The organism is Streptomyces iconiensis, assembly GCF_028657195.3.
Classification (GTDB): Bacteria; Actinomycetota; Actinomycetes; order Streptomycetales; family Streptomycetaceae; genus Streptomyces; species Streptomyces iconiensis.
The window spans coordinates 277327-297163 of sequence record NZ_JANCPR020000003.1; the positions used below are offsets into that span (position 1 = coordinate 277327).

Below are 19837 nucleotides of genomic sequence, written 5' to 3' on the forward strand. Positions count from 1 at the left end.
TGTCTCAGCCCTTTACTCCGGTGAGGGTGACGCCTTCGACGAAGGCCTTCTGTGCGAAGAAGAAGACGATGATGACCGGGGCCATGACCAGCAAGGTCGCCGCCATGGTCAAGTTCCAGTCCACACTATGTGCTGACTTGAACGATTCGAGCCCGTAACTGAGCGTCCAGGCGCCCGGGTTCTGTGCCGCGTAGATCTGCGGGCCGAAGTAGTCGTTCCAGCAGTAGAAGAACTGGAAGAGCGCGATCGCCGCGATACCGGGCTTCGCCATCGGGACGACGACGCGCAGCAGCGTGCGCAGCTCGCCGCAGCCGTCGATCCGCGCCGACTCCACGTACTCCTTCGGGATCGTCAGCAGGAACTGCCGCAGCAGGAAGATCGAGTACGCGTCGCCGAAGGCCATCGGGATGATCAGCGGCCACAGCGTGCCCGACAGATGGAACTGCTGTGCCCACACCAGGTACATCGGCACGACGATCACCTGCGGCGGCAGCATCATCGTGGAGATGACCAGCAGCATCGCCGTCCGCCTGCCACGGAAGCGGAACTTGGCGAGCGCGTAGGCGACCGGGATGGAGGAGCACACCGTGAACACGGTGCCGACCAGCGCGTACATCAGGGAGTTGCGCCACCAGTCGAGGAAGCCCGGGGTCCGGAAGACCTTGGTGTAGTTCTCCCAGTGCCAGGAGGTGGGCCACAGCTCGCCGCTCATGGCCTGCCCGTCGCTCATCACCGAGGTGAGGAAGACGAAGACGAACGGCAGCACGAAGGCCAGCGCCAGCGCGATCGCCATGCTGTGCACGGCTATCCAGTGCAGCGCCCGCTTGCGGCGGGCACTGCGGCCGGCAGCCGAGGAGCCGGATGACGGCGCACCGGCCGCCGTGCGCTGCCTGGCCCCTGGTGACGGCAGCGCGGCGTTCGGGGCCGCTGGCGGCTGCGGGTTCATCGGTGGTGTCGGGGTCGTCGGGGTCGTCATGGGGTCAGTCCTCCGCCGACAGCAGGCCGCTCTTGCGGCGCATGAGCAGTACGGTGACAGCCATCGCGATCGCGAACAGTACGAGCGACAGCACGCTGGCGGCACCTGTGTTGAAGTTCTGGAAGCCCAGCTGGTACACGAGCTGCGGGACCGTGATCGTCGAGTGATCGGGGTAGCCGGGCTGGATGACCGTGCCGGGACCGATCGTGATCCCGGATGCCAGCTTTCCGGCCACGAGTGCCTGGGTGTAGTACTGCATCGTCTGCACCACACCGGTCACCACGGCGAACATCACGATCGGCGTGATGTTCGGCCAGGTCACGTAGCGGAACCGGGACCAGGCACCCGCGCCGTCCAACTCGGCCGCCTCGTACTGCTCCTTGGGCACGTCCAGCAGCGCGGCCATGAAGATGACCATCAGGTCCCCGATGCCCCACAGCGAGAGCATCACCAGCGAGGGCTTGGACCACAGCGGGTCGTTGAACCAGTTCGGTCCCTCGATCCCGATGGCGCCGAGCAGTTCGTTGACCGGTCCCGTAGCCGGGTTGAGCAGGAAGACGAACGCCACGGTCGCGGCCACGGGCGGTGCCAGATACGGCACATAGAACGCGGTACGGAAGAAGCCGACCCCGCTCTTGAGCTTCGTCACCAGCAGTCCCACACCGATGCCGAAGACGACCCGCAGCGCCACCATCACCACGACCAGCCACAGCGTGTTCCACAGCGCGGGGCCGAACAGGGGCATCTCCTGGAACACGTACGACCAGTTCCGCAGGCCCACGAAGGTGGGCTCCTTGATCTGGTTGTAGTGCATGAACGAGAAGTAGACGGTCGCGACCAGCGGATATCCGAAGAAGACCGTGAACCCCACGAGCCAGGGCGACAGGAAACCGATCGTACGCAGCCTGTCCCGCGTCTTCTTGCGGCGCAGCAGCGTCGCCGTGCTCGGGGCCGACCCGTCACGGGAGCCGGGGCCTGAGCCCGAGCCGGGGCCTGAGCCCGAGCCGCGATCAGGGCCGCGCCCGGAGCCGGAACCGGAACCGGAGGAGAGGGAGAGTGCCATGGCCGGGCTCCTAGTTCTCTGCCTGGACGGTGTCGGCGTCGATCTGCCGGTCGAGCGCGCGCAGCCCCGCGTCCAGATCGCCCTCCTTGCCCGACTCCACCGAGTAGGCGAAGTCCTGGAGGGCCGTCACGTACTGGCCGCCGGTGGTCGAGGGCGGAAGCGCTTGGCTGTGGGGGTTCTTCGCGATCCGCAGGAACGTACGGAAGGCCGGATCGGCGTCCAGGTCGGGGGAGTTGAGTGCCGCGTTCGTGGACGGCACGTTGTGGATCGCGTTGGCGAACGACACGACCTGGTCCGTGTCCGTGGTGAGGAAGCGCAGCAGCTCCCAGGCGGCGTTCTGATGTTTGCTGCTGTGGGCTATCCCGGCGACCGTCCCCGTCAGGAAGCCGCGCCCGTAGGTGTCGGCCTGCTTGTCGGGCACCGGCAGCGGGGCCACACCCCAGTCGAAGTCGGGCTTGGCCTCCTTGAGCATCAGCCCGCGCCACTCACCGTCCAGATGCATCGCGAGCTTGCCCGTCATGAAGCCGCTCTGCTTCGACATCTCGTCCCCGAAGCTCTGCCGCAGCCTCTCCAGCGCCCCGTACCCGCCCTGTGCGTCGGTCAGTTGGCGCATCGTGCGGAAGAACTGCCGGGTGCGGGGCTCCTTCGCGAGCTGCGCCTTGCCGTGCGCGTCGAAGTAGCGCGGACCCCACTGCGCGAACATCCGGTCAGGACTGTTCTGGTAGAGCCGGAAGTTGGGCATGTACCCGGCCCGCTTGACGTGCCGGCCCTCGCGCTGTGTGAGCTTGGCCGCGGCCTTGCGGAACTCCGACATGGTGCGCGGCGGACGCGTGATGCCCGCCTTGGCGAACGCGTCCTTGTTGTAGTAGAGCCCGAAGGCGTCGGCCAGCAGCGGCAGCGCGCACTGCGTGCCCTGGTACTGCGTGTACTCCAGCAGCGTGTTCGGGAAGAGCTTCTTCTTGTCCAGTCCGCTCTTCTTCAGGAACGGGTCGAGATCGGCCCACATCCCCGAATCGCAGTACTGGCCCACGTTGTTGGTGGTGAACGACGAGACCACATCCGGCGCCTTGTCGCCGCCCGCGCGCAGGGCCTGGTTGACCGTCGCGTCGTTGACGTTCCCGGTCGCTACGACGTCGATGTTCCGGTGCAGCTTCTCGAAGCGCTCGATGCTCTTGTCGATGGCCTTCACCTCACTCGGCTCCGACCATCCGTGCCAGAACTTCAGCGTGACGGGAGCCTTCGGATCGTCGTCGGCGCTCCCGACGCTCGGATTGGCACAGCCGGTCAGCAACAACCCGACGGCAAGCAGCACGGTCGGCCAGGCACGCGGACGCGGAGGCGGCATGGCGGTCTCCTTCATGGGAGGGCGCCGCCCCCGGCAGGGCGGCTCTTGGGTGGTTACGGGCGGAGTGGGTGCGGAGTGGGGGGCGGGTGCTGAGTGGGGGTGGAGCGGGGGAGTGGGCGGAAGGTGGGAGCGGGGAGCGGGGTGTGTGGCGGTCGACTGTCGACCGCCGACGAGCGGTGGTCGACGGGCGACGGGCGACGGGCAACGAGTAGCGGGTAACGAGCGGCAGTCGGGAGGCAACCGGCAACGGCCAGCGGTCGACGGTCGAGGAGGCAGCGGTCGACGAACGGTGGCCGACGGCCGACGGCCGACGGTCGACGGTCGACGGGCGACGGCCAGCGAGCGGTGGTCGGCGGCCGACGGTCGGCGGTCGGTTGTCGACCGTCGTCACCATCACCATCACCGTCACCAGAACCGGGCCGCCGCCGGAACCGGATCGGTGCCAGGACCGGTTCGGTGCCAGGGCCAGCTTCGCGGCGGCCCGGTCACGTGGTGTCGAACACGTGGTCACGCGCCTGCACCAGCGCCGACAGCAGTGCGCCGCTCAGGATCGGGTCGTCGTCCAGTTCGCTCACCCGCAGCAGGGGCCTGGGCAGTGCGAGTCCGGTCAACTCGCGTTCCACCAGGGCACGCAGCGGTTCGCCCCCCGCCTGCGGTACGGCGCCTGACAGCACCACCAGCTCCGGGTCGACGACCGCGACCACCGAGGCGACGCCCGACGCCAGCCGCCGCGCGACCTCCTCGCGCACAGCGGGCTCGGCGAGCGCGTCGGCGAGTGGCTCGCCCTGCGCGAGCCCGCGCACGGCCGGCACGGACACGAGGCTCTGGAAGCCGCCGCCCGCGTCCGCAGCCGCGTACGTACCGGGGCCACCGTGTGCGAGCGGGGCGCCGGGCAGCGGCATGTAGCCGATCTCGCCGGCCCCGCCCGTCGCGCCGCGCAGCAGCGTTCCGTTGACGACGACGGCGGCGCCCGTACCGTCGTCCACCCAGATGAGCGCGAAGTTGTCGTGGTCCTGGGCCGCGCCCTCGTGCTGTTCGGCCATGGCCGCGAGGTTCACGTCGTTGTCGATGGTCACCGGTGTCCCGAGCACCTCGGCCAACTCGGCGCGCAGCGTGCGGGAATGCCAGCCGGGCAGGTGCGGCGCGTACCGCAGCTCGCCCGTGCGCGGGTCGATCGCACCGGGCGTACCGATGACCGTGGTGTGCGGCTCTTCCGTGCCCAGACCGGCCTGGACCAGGGCGCCGTCGACGGCCTCCTTGACGAGTTGCGCGGTGCGGTGCCGCACATCCTCGGCCACGGAGTCCGCCTCCACGCGGGCGTGCCCGACGACCGTGCCCGCGATGTCGGCGACCACGGCCGAGACGCCGTGGGGATCGGCCGACAGCGCCGCCACATGGGCGGCCTTCGGCTCGATCTCGTACAGCATCGCGCTCGGCCCCGGCTTGCCCCGCTCCTTGCTGCGTGCGCGTACGAGCCCCATCTCGGTGAGCCGGCGCAGGAGTTGGGAGGCGGTGGGCTTGGACAGCCCTGTGAGTTCGCTGAGCCGGGTGCGGGTGAGGGTGCCGTGGGCCACGAGCAGATCGAGCGCTGCCCTGTCGTTCATCGCGCGCAGTACGCGCGGCGTGCCCGGGGTTCCGGCTGTGCCGCTGCCGCTCGGGTCTGCGTGTGTGGCCATGACGTGCCCCGTCCATGCGAGCCGCCCATGCGGAAGCACCCGGGCGGCACTCGTTAGGAAACTTTCCTACCGACGCCGGGAACCTAGAACTCCGCCGCCGCCTACGTCAATGGCCCGGCACGGAAACAACCGAGTTGTAATGCGCGGAGCCACCTCCGCTACGGCCCATGGGGCACGTCTGAATCGGTACGGCGAGCGGAACGACATGCCACCGTCCCGTGGGCGTGTTGGCGGCGTGATCGCAGTTCCGGCGATCAACCGTGCGGGGACCGTCGGTGCGGCCGGGTGCGGCACCGTCGTTCAACGCCCCTGCTGGCGCGGACAATTGGTGAGGTCCAGGGCTCGGCCCCGCCCACGCCCGGCGTCAGGTGGCCCAGGTGCCCGGCGGCCACAGCGTTGGGCGGCCACGGAGTTAGGCGTACCCGGCGGCGGGCGAAACCGGTGCCAGGCATACCCGGCGTCGGGCGAACCTGGTGCCAGGGGTGCCCGGTGCCATAGGTGAGCGGGGCCAGGGGTGCCCCGTGCCGTGAGTGTGGTGTGGCGCTGCGTCGGGGTTCACGCACCGTGCCCGGCGCCGTGTGGCGTCCTGGCGGCGGTGCCGGGCGGGGGTGCCGTCGAGCCACGGGGCAGAACGTGGGTGGGGAGGCGCGTGGTGACGGTACGGCGGGTGCCCGCGTGCACCTCCAGGAGGCGGGCGACGGCGAGCGCTCCGGCCTCCTCGACGGGTACGTCCAGCGCGGTGACGGGTGGGTCGGTCGCCCCGAGTGCGTTCAGGTCGTCGGCTGCCGCCAGGCTCAGATCGCGGGGCACATGGATACCCGCGGCCGTCAGGCCGTGCAGAAGCCCGAGCGCCAGGTAACTGTTGTACGCCACAACTCCCGTGACGGACGGGGGCAGTTGGCGCGCGGCTGCCACACCGGCATCGAATGTCGGGTCCAGGGGTCCGAGGATGTGCAGCCGTCCACCGTCGGCCTCGGCCTGCTCGGTGGCCGCCGTGCGGCGCTCGGCGTCCGCCCAGGAGCCTGCCGGCCCCGAGACGTAGGCGATCTCGCGGTGGCCGAAGGCGCACAGGTGCTGTACGAGAGCAGCGGTGCCGGCCGAGGTGTCCAGCACGACGGCGGGCAGCCGGCCGACGCGGCGGTCGACCAGAACGAGGGGACGGTGCGACGCCTGCGCGCGCAGCGAGGCGTCGCTGCCGACGGGGGCGACCATGACCAGCCCGTCGGCCTGTTCGCACAGCCGTCCCGCGAGTGCGCTCTCCCGCGCGGCGTCGTACTCGGACACCCCGATGAGCAGGTGGTTGTCGGTCTCCTCCGCCGCGCGCTGGGCGCCCAGGACCAGGGGGGAGAAGAACGGGTTGGCCAGCGTCGGAACGATCAGACCGAGCATGCCCGTGCGTCCCGTGGTGAGCGCGCGGGCCGCGCGGTTGGGCTGGAAGCCGAGGCGTTCGGCCGCGGCGCGTACGCGTTCGAGGGTGGAGGCCGCCACCATGTCGGGGCGCATCATCGCCCGTGAGGCGGTGGCCTTGGACACCCCCGCTTCCCTGGCCACATCCGCCAGTGTCGACACCCTCGCGCTCCTCCCGCCCGCCGTTCCGCATCCGCCGTCGCATGCGCCTTCGCCCCACCCGGGGACACCGGCCAACCTGGACCGGCGCCCGAGGCTCACGCCCCGCCCGGTTCGGGTCCGCCCGGCTCGGGGCTCGCCCGGTTCGGGTCCACCCGATCACGGTCCACTCGATCCCGGTCCACCCGATTCGGGCCAGTCCGGACTCGGTCGCACCGCACCTGTACCGGTCGGACCAGCTCGAACACCGGCCGACCGAAGGCCCGGGCAACCTCCGTCGCCCGCCGCGATCGCCTGTATACAGTCCGCGGTCCGCGGTCCGCGGTCCGCAGTCCGCAGTGGCCCGTAGTACGTCCTCCGTCCGACCGGAGAGGTCTGGGGAACAGTATGCGGAACGTGCCTGGTCGCGCGACGAGTTCCCGAGCCGCACGCGCACCGGAACGGAATGGGGTTCCCGCGCGGGCCGGTCCATGTCATCCTAGCTGCAACCGGTCTCTGCAACCGATTGCATCGGCATGCGCCACCACCGCACACCGCGCATCGGCGCCGCACATGTGGCGTCTTGCGGTTCGGCGGTTCGCCGTTCGGCAGCGCGCCGTTCGGCCATCCCGCCGTTCGGTGTCTCGCCGTACAGCGGGTCGCCGTACAGCGGGTCGCCGTGCCCCAGGTCGCGGACGGCCGGGTCCCCGTACGCCGCACACCGCGGCCTGCCCGTACCAGCCGCCGAGGTAGCGATGCCCCAAGACCGACGTGCCGACAAGCCACAGCCCTCGGAGCCCGGGGCGCAGGCGGAGTCCGCCGCGACCGCCACAACGGCCGCCACCGCGACCGCCACCACGGCCGACCCGGCACCCCAGGAGGGCGGTGGCTCGCGACTGGAGCGCTGGTTCCAGATGCGCGCGCGGGGCAGCAACCCGCGTACCGAGATCGTCGCCGGTCTGTCCATGTTCGTGGCGACGGCCTATGCCGCCGTCGTCGTGCCGGGGCAGCTCGCCAAGGCCGGGATGCCGCACGGTCCCGTGACCACCGCGGTGATCCTCTCCATCGCCCTGGCCACCCTCGGCATGGGGCTCTTCGCCAACCTGCCCTTCGTGCTGGCACCCGGCCTCGGCGGTGTCGCACTGGTGGCCGTGACCCTGGTGGGGCAGGACCACGTGCCCTGGGACGCGGCGCTCGGCATGGTGCTGTGGTCCGGTGTGGCGTTCCTGCTGCTGACGGTCTTCGGCATCCGGGATCTGATCACGCGGCTGATGCCGATCAACCTCAAGTACGCCATCAGCGCGGGCCTCGGCCTCTACATCGCGCTTCTCGGCTTCCGCGACAGCGGCCTCGTCGTGGCAAAGCCCGACAGCGACAGCCTCACCCTCGGTGCCCTCTCCTCGGCGCCAGCACTGCTCGCGCTCGGCGGGCTGGTGCTGCTCACCGCGCTCTCCTCGCGCAAGGTTCCGGGCGCGTTCCTGATCACCATCGCCGCCGTGACGCTGGCCGGAATCCCGGCCGGGGTCACCGAGGTGCCCGACCATCTCTTCGGAGCCCCGGACAGCCCGGGCGCCGTGGCCTTCCACGTCGACATCCTGGGCGCGCTCAAGCCGGAGTACTTCCCGTACATCTTCGCCTTCTTCGTCTCGGAGTTCTTCTCGATGACGGGCACCCTGCTGGCCGTCTCGGGTCGTGCCGGGCTGCTCGACGCGCAAGGCAACCTGCCGCGCATGCGGCGCCCCTTCTACGTCGACTCGGCAGCCGTGATCGGCGGCGCCGGACTGGGGGCGCCGAGCATGACCGCGTACCTGGAGTCCTCGGCAGGCGCTGACAGCGGGGGACGTACGGGGCTGTCGTCCGCCGTCGCGGCCTGTGGGTTCGCCGCGCTGCTGCTGATCACGCCGTTCGCGACGCTGATCCCCTCGGCCGCGACGGCGCCCGTGCTGATGTACATCGGCCTCAACATGCTGGGCGCCCTGCGCAAGGTGGACTTCACCGAGCCCACCAACGCGCTGCCCGCCGCGATGCTGGTGGCCACCACGGTCTTCTTCGGCAACTTCGGCACGGGCATCGCCGTCGGCCTCACCGCGCACGTCCTCGTCAAGGCCGCTGCGGGCCGTTTCAGGGAACTGCCGTGGGGCCTGTGGATCGTCATGATCCCGCTCGGCTACTACTTCTACACACTCGTCTAGCAGGGCCCAGGACACCGCCTGCCAGGCACCCGACACCGCCCGGCAGGGCCCGACACCGCCCGGCAGGGCCAAGGCCCCGAACACCGGCGGCGCAAGGGCCCGCGAGGTCCGCGAGGGCCCGCGAGATTCCCGTACGTATCCGAAGGAAGCGCATCACATGACTGAGCACCAGCACGACATCCGCATCAGCGGGGGGAGGGTCGTCTCGGCCTTCACGGGCGAGGAGTTCGCCGCCGACGTACTGCTGCGGGGCGAGACCATCAGCGGGGTCGTCCCGCCCGGTACGCCGGGCGAGGCGCGCGAACACATCGACGCGAGCGGCATGCTCGTCGCACCCGGCTTCGTGGACGCGCACATGCACATCGAGAGCGCCTTCCTCACACCGCGCACCTTCGCCTCGGTCACGCTCGCGCGGGGGACGACGACCGTCCTGGCCGACCCGCACGAGATCGTGAACGTGGCCGGTGCCGACGCGATGCGCTGGATGATCGATGAGGGCCGTGAGACGGCGCAGACCCAACTGTGGGGCGTGCCTTCCTGCGTCCCCGCCGTCGAAGGGCTCGAACACTCGGGGGCCAACCTGAGCGCCGAGGACATCGCGGCCATGCTGCGCTGGCCCGGCGTGGTGGCGCTGGGCGAGGTCATGGACTACCGCGCCGTTGTCGGTGACGAGCCCCGGATGCGCGGCATCGTCGGCGCCGCACGCGAGCAGGGCGTACTGCTCGACGGGCACTGCCCGAACCTGAGCGGTGCCGATCTGAGCGCCTACATGGCAACCGGTATCGACTCGGACCACACCAAGAACCGGACCGAAGTCGTCCTGGAGAAGGCGCGTATGGGCATGCTGATGATGCTCCAGGAGAAGTGCCTGCTGCCGGAAGTCGTCGAGGCGCTGCTCGCGCTCCCGCAGCTCCCCCCGTTCTGCCTGGTCACCGACGACCTGGCCGCCGACCACATCGTCACGGCAGGCCACCTGGACCACATCGCGCGGACCGCGGTACGCGCTGGGCTGCCGCCCACCGTGGTGCTGCGCGCGCTGACGTGGACGCCGGCGCAGCGGCTGCGCCTGTACGACCGCGGTGTCGTCGCACCCGGCAAGCGCGCCGACCTGGTGCTGCTGCGCGGGGAACTCGCGGAGTTCGATCCGGCCGTCGTACTGGCGGGCGGACGCGTCGTGGCCCGCGAAGGCCGGCCGGCCGAGGAAGCGGCGGCGACCTCGGGCGGCGGCCTGGAGGGCACGGTGCACGTGGAGGCGCAGGACGAGGACGCGTTCCGCTGGCGGGTCGCGCTGCCGGACGGAACACACACCTTCCGCGCCATGCGCATCAATCTGCGTGACACGTACACCGAGGCCGTGGAACTCGAACTGCCCGTCGCCGACGGCGAAGTGCTCTGGGAGGGCCGCACGGCGCTGGCACGGGTACGCAACCGCTACGGGCGCGAGGGCACCGTCTTCGCGCCACTGCTCGGCCCTGAACTGGCGGCGGGCGCGGTCGCCACGACATACGCGCACGACAGCCACAACCTGCTCACCGTAGGCACGTCCCGCACCGCGATGGCCGCTGCCTCGTCCCAGGTGGTGGCCGACGGCGGAGGCGTCGCGGTCGTACGGGAAGCGGCCGTACGGGATTCCGTCGTGGACACGGCGGTACGGGAACCCGGCGTCCGGGAAGCGGGGGACGGAGACGCGCGGCATGCGCCGGGCCGGGACGGTGACGGCGGCGTGGCTGTCGACACCGTCGCGCGGCTGGCGCTGCCCGTGGGCGGTGTGATGTCACCGGCGCCCGCGCACGAAGTGGCCGCACGTGCCCGGGAGGTGCGTACGGCGCTGGAGGAGTGGGGCTGGCGGCACCTGAACCCCTTCATGAGCGTCTCGACGCTCACCCTCGCCGTGTCACCCAGCCTCAAGATCACCGACATGTCGCTGGTCGACGTCGCCCGCCGCGACCCGGTCACCGGCGTGGTGGACGCGGCCTGAGCGCTGCCTCCGAACGACCCGGTACGCACCTTCAGGCCAGGCCAGGCCAGGCGGGGCCAGGCGGGGCCAGGCGAGGCGAGGCGAGGCGAGGCGAGGGAAGGCGAGGGAAGGAGCGCGGCGCTGCCCCGCGCCCTCGGGCCCCCGGCAGGCCCCAGACACCGGGACCTGCAAGGGGAGCGGATCCGAGCGGCGTTCCCGGGAGAGGCCCGCTGAGCGATGCCCTTCGCGGGAGACGCGAAGCGTGCGGCCTGTCGCGCCAGGGAGCGCGAGGAGGCGGCCTGTTGCGCCGTTCGGGTCGGCCGGCGGCCCGCTTGCGCGGGGTTCAGCGGGTCTCCGTGGTCGGCTGCTTACCACCATGGTGCGGCGCGTGTAGACGCGCCGCGTCCGGTCAGTAAGCCCGGCCGAGGACCCGGGGGCCCGGAGGCTCCGAGGGGCCCGGAACCCCGCCAGGAGAGGACGCACGATGTGCCGCACCTTCGGCCCCTTCGGCACCGTCGCACCTTCGCCCCGTTGTGCCGCAGCCGCTCCATCCGGTGCGGTGCGTGCGGCCCGTGCGGCGCACCCGGGCGCACCCGGCCCGCCCGGCCCGCGATACGTCGACGTGAACGACGGGCGGGAATCAGACGACCGGTTGCCCGGACCCGGAACCGGAGCAGGACCCGGAACCGGGCCCGGATCAGGCCCCGGACTCGGATCAGGAGGACCCGGACCCGGACCCGGACCCGGACCCGGACCCGGACCCGGACCCGGAGCGGGAGCGGGTGGGGCGCGTGGCCGGTTCGGTGGGGGCCAGCAGGGCCCACGCCGACAGTGCGCCCCAGCCCACCGAGACGGCGACCGCACCCGCCCGGCGCCCCCGTCCGGGCAGCGTGGCGCCCAGCAGCGCCGCGTCACCGAAGTCGGCGGCCATCCGTACCCATGCGGCGGTTCGCAGCGCGTCGCCCTGGGGCGCTGTCATCAGGGCCAGGCCGCTGGCCATGTCCCGCCAGGCCAGCGGACGCAGCGACGTGCGGGTCGCGAGGGCCGTGCTGCCGTCCGCCTCCACCAGGCCGGAAGGCCGGGCGAGCAGCCCGGGGCGTGCCGTCACCGCCAGGCCGTAGAGGGCGGTCGCCGCTCCCACCGCCCGCAAGAGTCCTACGCGCACGAGCTCACTCCTTCAGTCATCCGTCCGGCTGCGCGCATTTTGTCAGCCACCGGCCTCCGTACGAGTACGGCCTGCGACGACCCGGGCGAAAGGAACTCATGACCACCGCCGTTGTCCTGTTCACCTCCGACCTGCGCCTGCACGACCATCCGCCGCTGTGCGCCGCGCTCGCCAGGCACGACAGGATCGTGCCCCTCTTCGTCCGGGACCGGGGCATCGCCGACGCCGGGTTCGACGTTCCGAACCGGCGTGCGTTCCTCGCCGACTGCCTGGCCGACCTGGACGACGGGTTGCACGCCAGAGGCGGCCACCTCGTCGTGCGCTCCGGTGATGTCGTCGAGGAGGTGTGCGAGGTCGCCCGGGAGGCCGATGCCGCCGAGGTGCACATGGCAGCCGGGGTCAGCGGCTACGCACGGACCCGCGAGGAGCGGCTCGGAGTGGCGCTAGGGGAACGGGGATTGGGGCTGGCTGTGCATGACGCCGTGGTCACGGCCGTACCGCCCGGTGCCGTCGTACCCACCGGCAGCGCGGGCGCCGACCACTTCGCGGTGTTCACCCCTTACGCGCGCCGCTGGGCCCAGGAGAGTCTTCGTTCGCCGCTGCACGCGCCGCGTTCGGTGACCGTGCCCGACGGCGTCCGTACCGAGGAGGTCCCGGCGCGTGACGAGGTCGCGGGCGTCTCGCCCGCGCTGGCGCGGGGCGGTGAGAAGACCGGCCGCCGTCGGATGAACGCCTGGCTGCGCGGGCCGGTCGGCGCCTACGAGGACCAGCACGACGACCTCGCGGGTGACAGCACCTCGCGCCTGTCACCGCATCTGCACTTCGGCACGCTCTCGGCCGCCGAAGTCGTCCACCGCGCGCGGCGCGTCGGCGGGGCCGGGGCCGACGCCTTCGTACGGCAGGTGTGCTGGCGCGACTTCCACCATCAGGTACTGGCCGCCCGCCCCGCCGCCGCCGACCACAACTACCGTGACAAGGGCGACAGTTGGCGCACCGAGGAGGAAGCCGGGTGCGAGGTGGAGGCGTGGCGGTCAGGGCTGACGGGCTACCCGGTGGTGGACGCGGCGATGCGCCAGCTCCGCCACGAGGGCTGGATGCACAACCGGGGCAGGCTGCTGACCGCGAGCTTCCTGGCCAAGACGCTGTATGTGGACTGGCGCGTCGGCGCCCGCCACTTCCTCGATCTGCTCGTCGACGGTGACGTGGCCAACAACCAGCTCAACTGGCAGTGGGTCGCGGGCACGGGCAACGACACCCGGCCCAACCGGGTGCTCAACCCGGTGCGCCAGGCGCTGCGTTACGACCCCGGCGGCTCCTACGTACGCCGCTGGGTCCCCGAACTCGCCGGGCTCGAAGGCGCGGCCGTCCACGAGCCGTGGAAGCTCCCGGCCCGCGAGCGCGCCACCTACGACTACCCCGAGCCCATCGTCGCGCTGGACGACGGACTCGCCCGCTTCCGCCAGGCCCGCGGCCTCGCGGACTGACACCCGTCCTCCTCACGCGCCCCGCCCACCGGCCCGCCGGCCCGCTTCCCGGCCACCTGCGGCACCGGCCTGCACATGTTCCGCACCCCCGCACCCCCCCCGCACCCGTCCTGGGCGAGCACAACGCCGACGTACTCGGCGTACGGGAGGCGGACCGCGACCGACAGGCCATGTGAGCCGGTGGCGGTCGGTACGGCAGGCGAGCGAGGCCACCGGCAGGGGCAGCCGAGGGGATACGTGCGAAGGCGGCTATGTTGACCTTGGCGTTGGCCCACGGTCGGCCCGTCCCGAACTCCGTATCCCGTATCCGCACCGAGAAAGGGCGATCTGGTGAACGACGAAGACGAGCGCCGCGAACGGTACGCGAAGGCGCTGTACGCCACGCTCGGCTTCAGTGCGGAGCGGCACCCCTGGGCAGGGCTGGCTCCGGCCCGGCGCGAAGTCTGGTACGTCCGGGCCGACGCGGCCATCGCCGTGGCGGACGAGGAGATCGCCGAGCGCGGGCGCCAAGCACCCTGAACGCGGCTGGACCTGGAAGCCGGAGCTGCCTCGTCGGTGCCAGGCTTCGGCGTCCGCGCGGTTCATGCGCACGCGGGCTGCCTACCCCGGGCCGGTTGTGCCGAGCAGCAGTTCCGTGGCCACCTGCGCGCCGTCGGTGCGGATGGTGCCGGCGACGGTGGTCGCTCGGGTACGGGTCCCGGGGGCGAGGGCCGTGGTGAGTGCGGCGGTCAGGGATTCGGTGGTCGGGACCGGGCCTTCGTGTGCGGCGCCGATGCCCAGTTCGGCGACTCGGGCTGCCCAGTACGGCTGATCAGCGATCTGAGGGACGATCACTTGGGGTGCGGCGGCCCGTGCGGCGGTCGTTGTGGTGCCGGCGCCGCCGTGGTGTACGACGGCTGCGACCCGGGGGAACAGTGTCTGCTGGTTGACCTCGCCGACGAGGAAGCAGTCGGCGCCGTCGTCGACCGGGGCCAGGTTGGCCCAGCCGCGGGCGAGGAGCACGCGGCGGCCCCGCGCGCGTACCGCCCCGATGGCCACCGTGGCGGCGTCCGCCGAGGCGCGCATGGGCATGCTGCCGAAGCCCACGTGCACCGGCGGCGCACCGGCGTCGAGGAACGCCTCCAACTCGGCGGGGAGCGGGCGTTCGTCGGGCAGGATCCATGCCCCGGTCTGTACCACGTCGAGGTCCGTCATGCCCTGAGAAGGACACAGCGTCGCGTCGGCCGCCAGCCATGGCCGGTCGGTGAGGACGTGGGCGCGGACGTTGTCCACCGGCGGCAGGCCGATCGCCGCGCGATGGCTGTTGAGGGCCTCGCCGTACAACGCGTTCACCCTCTGGGCGTCCTGCTCCCACAGCACCCGGTTGTCGGTCTCGTCAGGCGAGGACGGCTTGCCCGGTCGCGACCCCGGAGGGAAGCGCCGCGACGGCAGTCCGAAGGTGTGGAAGCACGCGAACACGTAGCGGATGCCCAGTTTCTCGGCCACGTCCCGTGCTCCGGCGGGCATCAGACCGGTCGCCAGCAGCGCGTTACACCCCTCGGCCGCAGCGGCGAGTGTGCGGAACCGCGCGGCGACCAGTTCGGGGGCGAGCCGGAACGCGGCTTCCCTCGTCGGTGGCCTCGGGCCGGCGATCACCGAACGTACCGTCGGGCCGAGCGGCACCAAGGGCACGCCGACACGGGCCAGCAGCGTCGCGAACTCCTCGTCCGGCGGCGCGCACACCCGCACCTGCGCGCCGAGTTCCCGTAATCCCACCGCCAGCCCCGCCAGCGGTGCGACATCTCCTCGCGAGCCCCACGTCGACAGCACCACACGCATACCGCACCCCGTTTCCGCAGGTCATGGACTGGTCCGCCCATCCTGCTGCACAGCACGGGTCTTGCCGCAAGCCCCCTGTCGCGCTATAGCTTGAGAGTGGCAAGGAGTGGCAACTCCTTCGCGCAGAACGACGGCGTCGGCACCCGTAGATCGACGGCGTCGGCGTCCCGCTGCCCAGCGCGCACGCCCTCCTCAGCGTGGCCCCTCGCATGGCCACTCCCGTTGCTCCGCGCATGGCGAACGCGCGTTGCTCCGCGCATGGCGAATGCGTCGCTCTGCGGGGAAAACAGGGCGGAACGGGAGAACGGAACAGCGGATCTGCCGTGCGCTGGGGGGACGTTGAGCGGCTACGGTGTTGCCGTGGGGAACGAGATAGCCGGAACGGTCTTGCTGCTGGCCGCGGCGCCAGGAGGCAGGGGACGACTGGTCGATGCGACTGCCGTGCTGCCCGGGCTCGCGGCGGTGCCTGCCGGGGTGCTCACGGGTACGGAGACGGCGACGCTGATCGAGCTGGCGGACCCGGTGGACCCGCACGCCGTCCTCAGCCGTGTGCGGACAGCGGCTGCGGCGCCAGGGCCGCTCGTGCTCGTCCTGGCGGGACAGCTCCAGCTCGACCCGCGGCAGCACCGCCTTCATCTGGCCCTGGCCAGAACGACGCACGCCTCGACGCGCTACACCGCGCTGCCGTGGCACTGGCTGGTCAGCGAACTGGCCCTCCGTGCACCGGAGACGACCACTGCGCTGCTCGACCTGGCCGCCGACGCCGAGTCCTGGCCCACCCTCCGCCGCCAGGGGCTCACCCTGGGGCCGGGTGTCCGCGTGTACGGCCGCGTTTCGCCGCCGCCACCGCGACGGCGCATGGTCACGCTCGCCCGTACGGGGGTCGCCGCTCATGCCCCTTCCGTGCCCGAGTACTTGAGCCGCTGCGTCGCCCTGTGGCGCGGCGGCGCCCGGCCGGCCCTGCCTGAGCTGCACGAGTACGCTGCGCAGGCCCCCGGCGGGGAGGACGCACTGCTCCTGTCCGTCGACACACCCGCACCACCCGCCGCCCCGCCGCCTTCGGGCACGCCGCAGGTACCGGCTGATCCGGCCGCGGCACCGGTCGCTCCCGCCGCACCGGCCACTCCTGCGGCTCCCGCCGCTCCCGCGGTTCCGGAAGCCCCGACGGCGCCTGTCGTTCCGACGGATCCTGGGGACCGAGCCGCTGCACGCCGTGTGGTCCGGCCGGTCGGTGAGGTGCGGGATCCGCTCGCGGTCGTACTCGCTTCAGCCCGTGCAGGGCGGCATGCGGAGGCCGCCTCGCTCGCCGCCGTGAGCGAGGCCGAGGCGTTGCGTGCCCACGGGCCGGGGTCGGCGCAGGCGTTGCAGTGGCTGGAGGTACGCGCCGACCTGGCGCGGCTCGCCCAGGACCCGGCGGCGAGTTGCCAGTTGTGGATGACGGCGGCCGAGGCGCGGCTGACCGTAGGCCAGAGCGCGCAGGACGCCGAGGTGGAGGCGGCGGTCGACCGGGCGCACCACCAGTGGGAACAGGTACGGGACACCGACGAGGCGCTCGGTCTCGCCGCCCGCCTCGCGGGGCTGCGCGCCACGGTCCCCGGCCGCCAGCCCGGCGCGGCCCGACTCCTCGACCAGCGCCTGACCCGCCTGCGCGGCCTGCTCCCCTCGACGTGAACAGGCGTGTTGTGGGGCGAGGGCAACGCATTGGCGTGTTGTGGGGGAGGGCAGCGCATTACGGTGGCGGTTCTTCCGGAGTCCGCCTCCGGGGCACCGCTGCGGAATGCCCTTACGCCGCCGATGATGCCGGCGGCGTAAGGGAGGGCACCGGGATGCCTGCGGCCGAGCTGGGCAGAAGGGAATGCCCAGAGCCGGCTCGTTCAGAGTTCGCCGGGAGCGGCAAACCGGTAGAAGACGCCGCCGACCGGCTGGATGCCCATGAGCAGCCAGACCGCGTTTTCGAAGTCGTGGGCCCGTGAGAGGTCTCCGACGCGCACCGGGTCGTAGCCGGCGTCGCGGATCAGTTGCTCGGTGACGTCGCGGGCTCCCTCGTCGGCGACGTACCAGTTGCTCGGCCGCACTCGCTGCTTGCTCAGTTCGCCGTACAGGGCTCCGAAGTTCATGTTGAAGCTCTTGGCCACCGGGGCGCGGGTGAAGGACTTCACTTCCTCGGCGTAGGACGGAAAATTGCCCTGACGTGCGGGTATGACGTTGGTCGCGTCGATCGCGATCTTCCCCTCCAGCCCTGTCACCTTGCTCAGGGCCTCCGAGATCTTTGTGCCGGGTACGGCGACCAGGACGGCGTCCGCTTCCGAGGCATCCCCGCCGTCACGGCCCAACTCGTCGACCTCGTGGCCCGCTGTCCGCCACAGGCCGGCCAGTCCTGCGCCGATCATTCCTCTTCCGATCGTGACGATCTTCACTGTGTGTCTTCCTTCTGCTGAAAGTTGACGTATGCCGGTTGAATGCGCAGATGACGCTTCATGTGCGAGGGACGGCCACCGAGTTCCTGACGGCGTCCAGACCGGCGGCGTGCGAAACGAGGGGCCCGTACCCGAGTTCGGCCACGGCCTTGTCCGTCCGCAGGGTGCACTGCTGCCCGAGGAACCATCGAGCGGGAACGGGGACCTCGCGGGCGGCGGTCTCGGCGTCCAGTTCGGGGATCGGGGTGTCGACGCCATGGATCTCGAACTGCGTCTCCAGGAACTCGCGCAGGACGACGGGGTGCCGGTCGGTGACGAAGTAGACCTGACCGGGCCGGCCGCTTCGCCATCCGAGCATGAGCCCCTCGACGGCGTTCTCGACGTACGTGATGTCAGTCGTGTGCCGGCCTCCGCCGATCCACGCGAACTGGCCCGCCAGCGCCGCCGCCACCAAGCCTTCGACGAGGAGGCTGCCGGGTCCCCAGACGAACCTCGGGCGAATCGAGACCGTGGCGAGCTCCGGGGTGTTCGCGTCGAGCACGATCTTCTCGGCCGCGGCCTTCGCTGCGCTGTAGGCGGCTTCCGAGTCGGGCCGCAGCGGCGCGGTCTCGTCGACGTCCACGAGCGGGGCGCCGGCGAGGAGCGCGGCTTCGCTCCCGCAGTGGACGAACCGCGGGACCCGCGCGTGACGGGCCGCGTCGACGGCTGCCCGGGTGCCGCGGACCGACACCAGTTCATGACGTTCACGACCGGCGGTGATGTCGGTCTCGGCGGCGAGATGGAACAGCACGTCGCTGCCCGCCACCCCGTCCCGCCACGTGGTCGGATCGGTCAACTCGCCCCGCACGGGCTCGGCGCCCAGCGCCGAGATCTTCGCAGCCGATGTCTCGCTGCGCACCAGAGCACGCACCGAATGCCCCTCGTCGAGGAGCCGGCGTACCAGCACCTGGCCGATGAACCCCGAACCGCCCGTGACGAATACCTGTGCCATGACCCTCTCCTTCGCTCTGTGTGAGCCCCCCCCGCCTGCCTTGAGCGAGAAGGTGTCGTGGACCAGAGCAACCAGGGGCCCGGAGGTCTTCCCTCGGCCGCACTCATGCTTCGACGGGCTGCGATAAGTTTTTTGGATGGCTTCTCTTCGGGCACTGGAGTGTCTTGTCGCGGTCGCGGATTCCGGTTCGATCACCCAGGCCGCGCTGCTGCTGCATTCGTCGCAGCCCGCCGTCTCTCATCAACTCGCCTCGCTGGAACGCGAGACCCGGACGGTCCTGCTTCGCCGCGAGGCCCGGGGGGTCAAGCTCACTCCCGCGGGACGCGCCGCCGTCGCGGACGCCAGACGAGCGATCGAAGCAGCCGCCTCCGCGGTGAGGTCGGCACGTGCGGTGGGTCAAGTGGCCGCGGGCGTCCTGCGGTTGGCCTGCGCGCAGAGCCTCACGGTGCCGCTGCTCGCCGGGGTCGTCCGCCAGTGGCATCGCCGCTACCCCGAGGTCGCGATCACGCTGCGCGAGTCCACGGCGATGAACGAGGCGCTCGGCCTCGTCGAATCCGACGAAGTCGATGTGGCGGTGCTGACCGCTCCCTCGGCCGGTCGCTTCACGATCACCGCCGTCGCCGAGGAGGAGATCGTGCTGGCGGCACCCGTCGGCCACTCGCTGGCCGGGCAGGAGGCCGTACGCCTTGAGGATCTCGAAGGTGTGCCGCTCGTTCACTTCGCGCCGGACAACGGCCTCAGTACCTGGCTCGACCAGTCCTTCGCGCGCGCGGGAGTCCACCCGGAGACGGTGATGAGGACCTCGGTGACCGCGGCGGCACCACAGCTCGCGGCTGCCGGTCTGGGCGTCGCCGTGTGCCCCGTGAGCGCGGTCGGCCTGGGCTTTCCGGGAGCAGTGCGCCCGTTCTCTCCGCGCTGGGTCAGGCAGCTGGTGGCGGTGACGTCGGCTGAACCGGATCCGCTCGTCGCACGGTTCATCGGCGACCTGCGCGCTCACGGCATGCGGGTGCCTCGTGGTGTGCGGACCCAGCTCGCACAGGACGGCCCTCCGGCCGGGACAGCACGACCGTCCTCCTGAGGTTCGCCGCGCAGTCGCGGTCGCGGTCTCAGTCGCAGATGCGGTCGCGGTCGGTGCCGCTGCCGCTTCCGCCGCGCTGTCGCGGCAGCCGATGCCGCCGCCGCAGCCGACACCGCCGCCGTTGACGCGG

15 protein-coding genes are annotated in these 19837 nt (G+C 71.5%); 6 read left to right on the forward strand and 9 right to left on the reverse strand.

Annotated features, from left to right (window positions below):
* Positions 1 to 4 precede the first annotated feature (4 nt).
* The 5 genes from NMN56_RS04175 to NMN56_RS04195 all read right to left on the reverse strand — a co-directional run bounded on the left by NMN56_RS04175 (position 5) and on the right by NMN56_RS04195 (position 6629).
* The gene (locus NMN56_RS04175) at positions 5 to 946 is read right to left on the reverse strand and encodes a carbohydrate ABC transporter permease (RefSeq protein WP_430542464.1); all 942 of its coding nucleotides are present in this window, start codon (positions 944 to 946) and stop codon (positions 5 to 7) included.
* 34 nt (positions 947 to 980) lie between these two features.
* Positions 981 to 2039 carry a carbohydrate ABC transporter permease gene (locus NMN56_RS04180; protein ID WP_274045174.1) on the reverse strand — a complete coding sequence of 353 codons (1059 nt, stop codon included), beginning with the start codon at positions 2037 to 2039 and terminating at the stop codon, positions 981 to 983.
* Positions 2040 to 2049: 10 nt separating this feature from the next.
* The gene (locus NMN56_RS04185; RefSeq protein ID WP_274045173.1) at positions 2050 to 3384 is read right to left on the reverse strand and encodes an ABC transporter substrate-binding protein; all 1335 of its coding nucleotides are present in this window, start codon (positions 3382 to 3384) and stop codon (positions 2050 to 2052) included.
* 485 nt (positions 3385 to 3869) lie between these two features.
* Entirely contained in the window at positions 3870 to 5060 is a 1191-nt protein-coding gene (locus NMN56_RS04190; RefSeq protein WP_274045172.1) for an ROK family transcriptional regulator, read from the reverse strand.
* A 555-nt stretch (positions 5061 to 5615) separates the two neighbouring features.
* Positions 5616 to 6629, reverse strand: a complete 1014-nt coding sequence (locus tag NMN56_RS04195) for a LacI family DNA-binding transcriptional regulator (RefSeq protein WP_274045171.1) — start codon at positions 6627 to 6629, stop codon at positions 5616 to 5618.
* A 731-nt stretch (positions 6630 to 7360) separates the two neighbouring features.
* Between NMN56_RS04195 and NMN56_RS04200 the strand changes: the two genes are divergently transcribed.
* Positions 7361 to 8797 carry an NCS2 family permease gene (locus NMN56_RS04200; RefSeq protein ID WP_274045170.1) on the forward strand — a complete coding sequence of 479 codons (1437 nt, stop codon included), beginning with the start codon at positions 7361 to 7363 and terminating at the stop codon, positions 8795 to 8797.
* 157 nt (positions 8798 to 8954) lie between these two features.
* A complete protein-coding gene (locus NMN56_RS04205) occupies positions 8955 to 10775 on the forward strand; it encodes an adenine deaminase C-terminal domain-containing protein (RefSeq protein WP_274045169.1) in 1821 nt (606 codons plus the stop codon).
* A 694-nt stretch (positions 10776 to 11469) separates the two neighbouring features.
* Here the strand turns inward: NMN56_RS04205 and NMN56_RS04210 are convergent.
* Positions 11470 to 11919: a hypothetical protein gene (locus NMN56_RS04210; RefSeq protein ID WP_274045168.1), complete on the reverse strand. Its 450-nt coding sequence runs from the start codon at positions 11917 to 11919 to the stop codon at positions 11470 to 11472.
* A gap of 98 nt (positions 11920 to 12017) precedes the next feature.
* Between NMN56_RS04210 and NMN56_RS04215 the strand changes: the two genes are divergently transcribed.
* Both NMN56_RS04215 and NMN56_RS04220 read left to right on the forward strand, forming a co-directional pair.
* The gene (locus NMN56_RS04215) at positions 12018 to 13403 is read left to right on the forward strand and encodes a cryptochrome/photolyase family protein (RefSeq protein ID WP_274045167.1); all 1386 of its coding nucleotides are present in this window, start codon (positions 12018 to 12020) and stop codon (positions 13401 to 13403) included.
* Between the two features lie 330 nt (positions 13404 to 13733).
* Entirely contained in the window at positions 13734 to 13922 is a 189-nt protein-coding gene (locus tag NMN56_RS04220) for a hypothetical protein (protein ID WP_274045166.1), read from the forward strand.
* A gap of 81 nt (positions 13923 to 14003) precedes the next feature.
* On the opposite strand, the gene NMN56_RS04225 is transcribed toward NMN56_RS04220, so the two are convergent.
* Positions 14004 to 15221, reverse strand: a complete 1218-nt coding sequence (locus NMN56_RS04225) for a glycosyltransferase (RefSeq protein WP_274045165.1) — start codon at positions 15219 to 15221, stop codon at positions 14004 to 14006.
* A gap of 360 nt (positions 15222 to 15581) precedes the next feature.
* On the opposite strand from NMN56_RS04225, the gene NMN56_RS04230 reads away from it, so the two are divergent.
* On the forward strand, positions 15582 to 16892 hold the full coding sequence (locus NMN56_RS04230) for a hypothetical protein (RefSeq protein ID WP_274045164.1): 1311 nt from the start codon (positions 15582 to 15584) through the stop codon (positions 16890 to 16892).
* Positions 16893 to 17095: 203 nt separating this feature from the next.
* On the opposite strand, the gene NMN56_RS04235 is transcribed toward NMN56_RS04230, so the two are convergent.
* Both NMN56_RS04235 and NMN56_RS04240 read right to left on the reverse strand, forming a co-directional pair.
* Entirely contained in the window at positions 17096 to 17638 is a 543-nt protein-coding gene (locus tag NMN56_RS04235; RefSeq protein ID WP_274045163.1) for an NADPH-dependent F420 reductase, read from the reverse strand.
* A 58-nt stretch (positions 17639 to 17696) separates the two neighbouring features.
* Complete coding sequence (locus tag NMN56_RS04240; RefSeq protein ID WP_274045162.1) at positions 17697 to 18629, reverse strand: NAD-dependent epimerase/dehydratase family protein; 933 nt, start codon at positions 18627 to 18629, stop codon at positions 17697 to 17699.
* Between the two features lie 136 nt (positions 18630 to 18765).
* On the opposite strand from NMN56_RS04240, the gene NMN56_RS04245 reads away from it, so the two are divergent.
* The gene (locus NMN56_RS04245; RefSeq protein WP_274045161.1) at positions 18766 to 19707 is read left to right on the forward strand and encodes a LysR family transcriptional regulator; all 942 of its coding nucleotides are present in this window, start codon (positions 18766 to 18768) and stop codon (positions 19705 to 19707) included.
* Positions 19708 to 19837 lie beyond the last annotated feature (130 nt).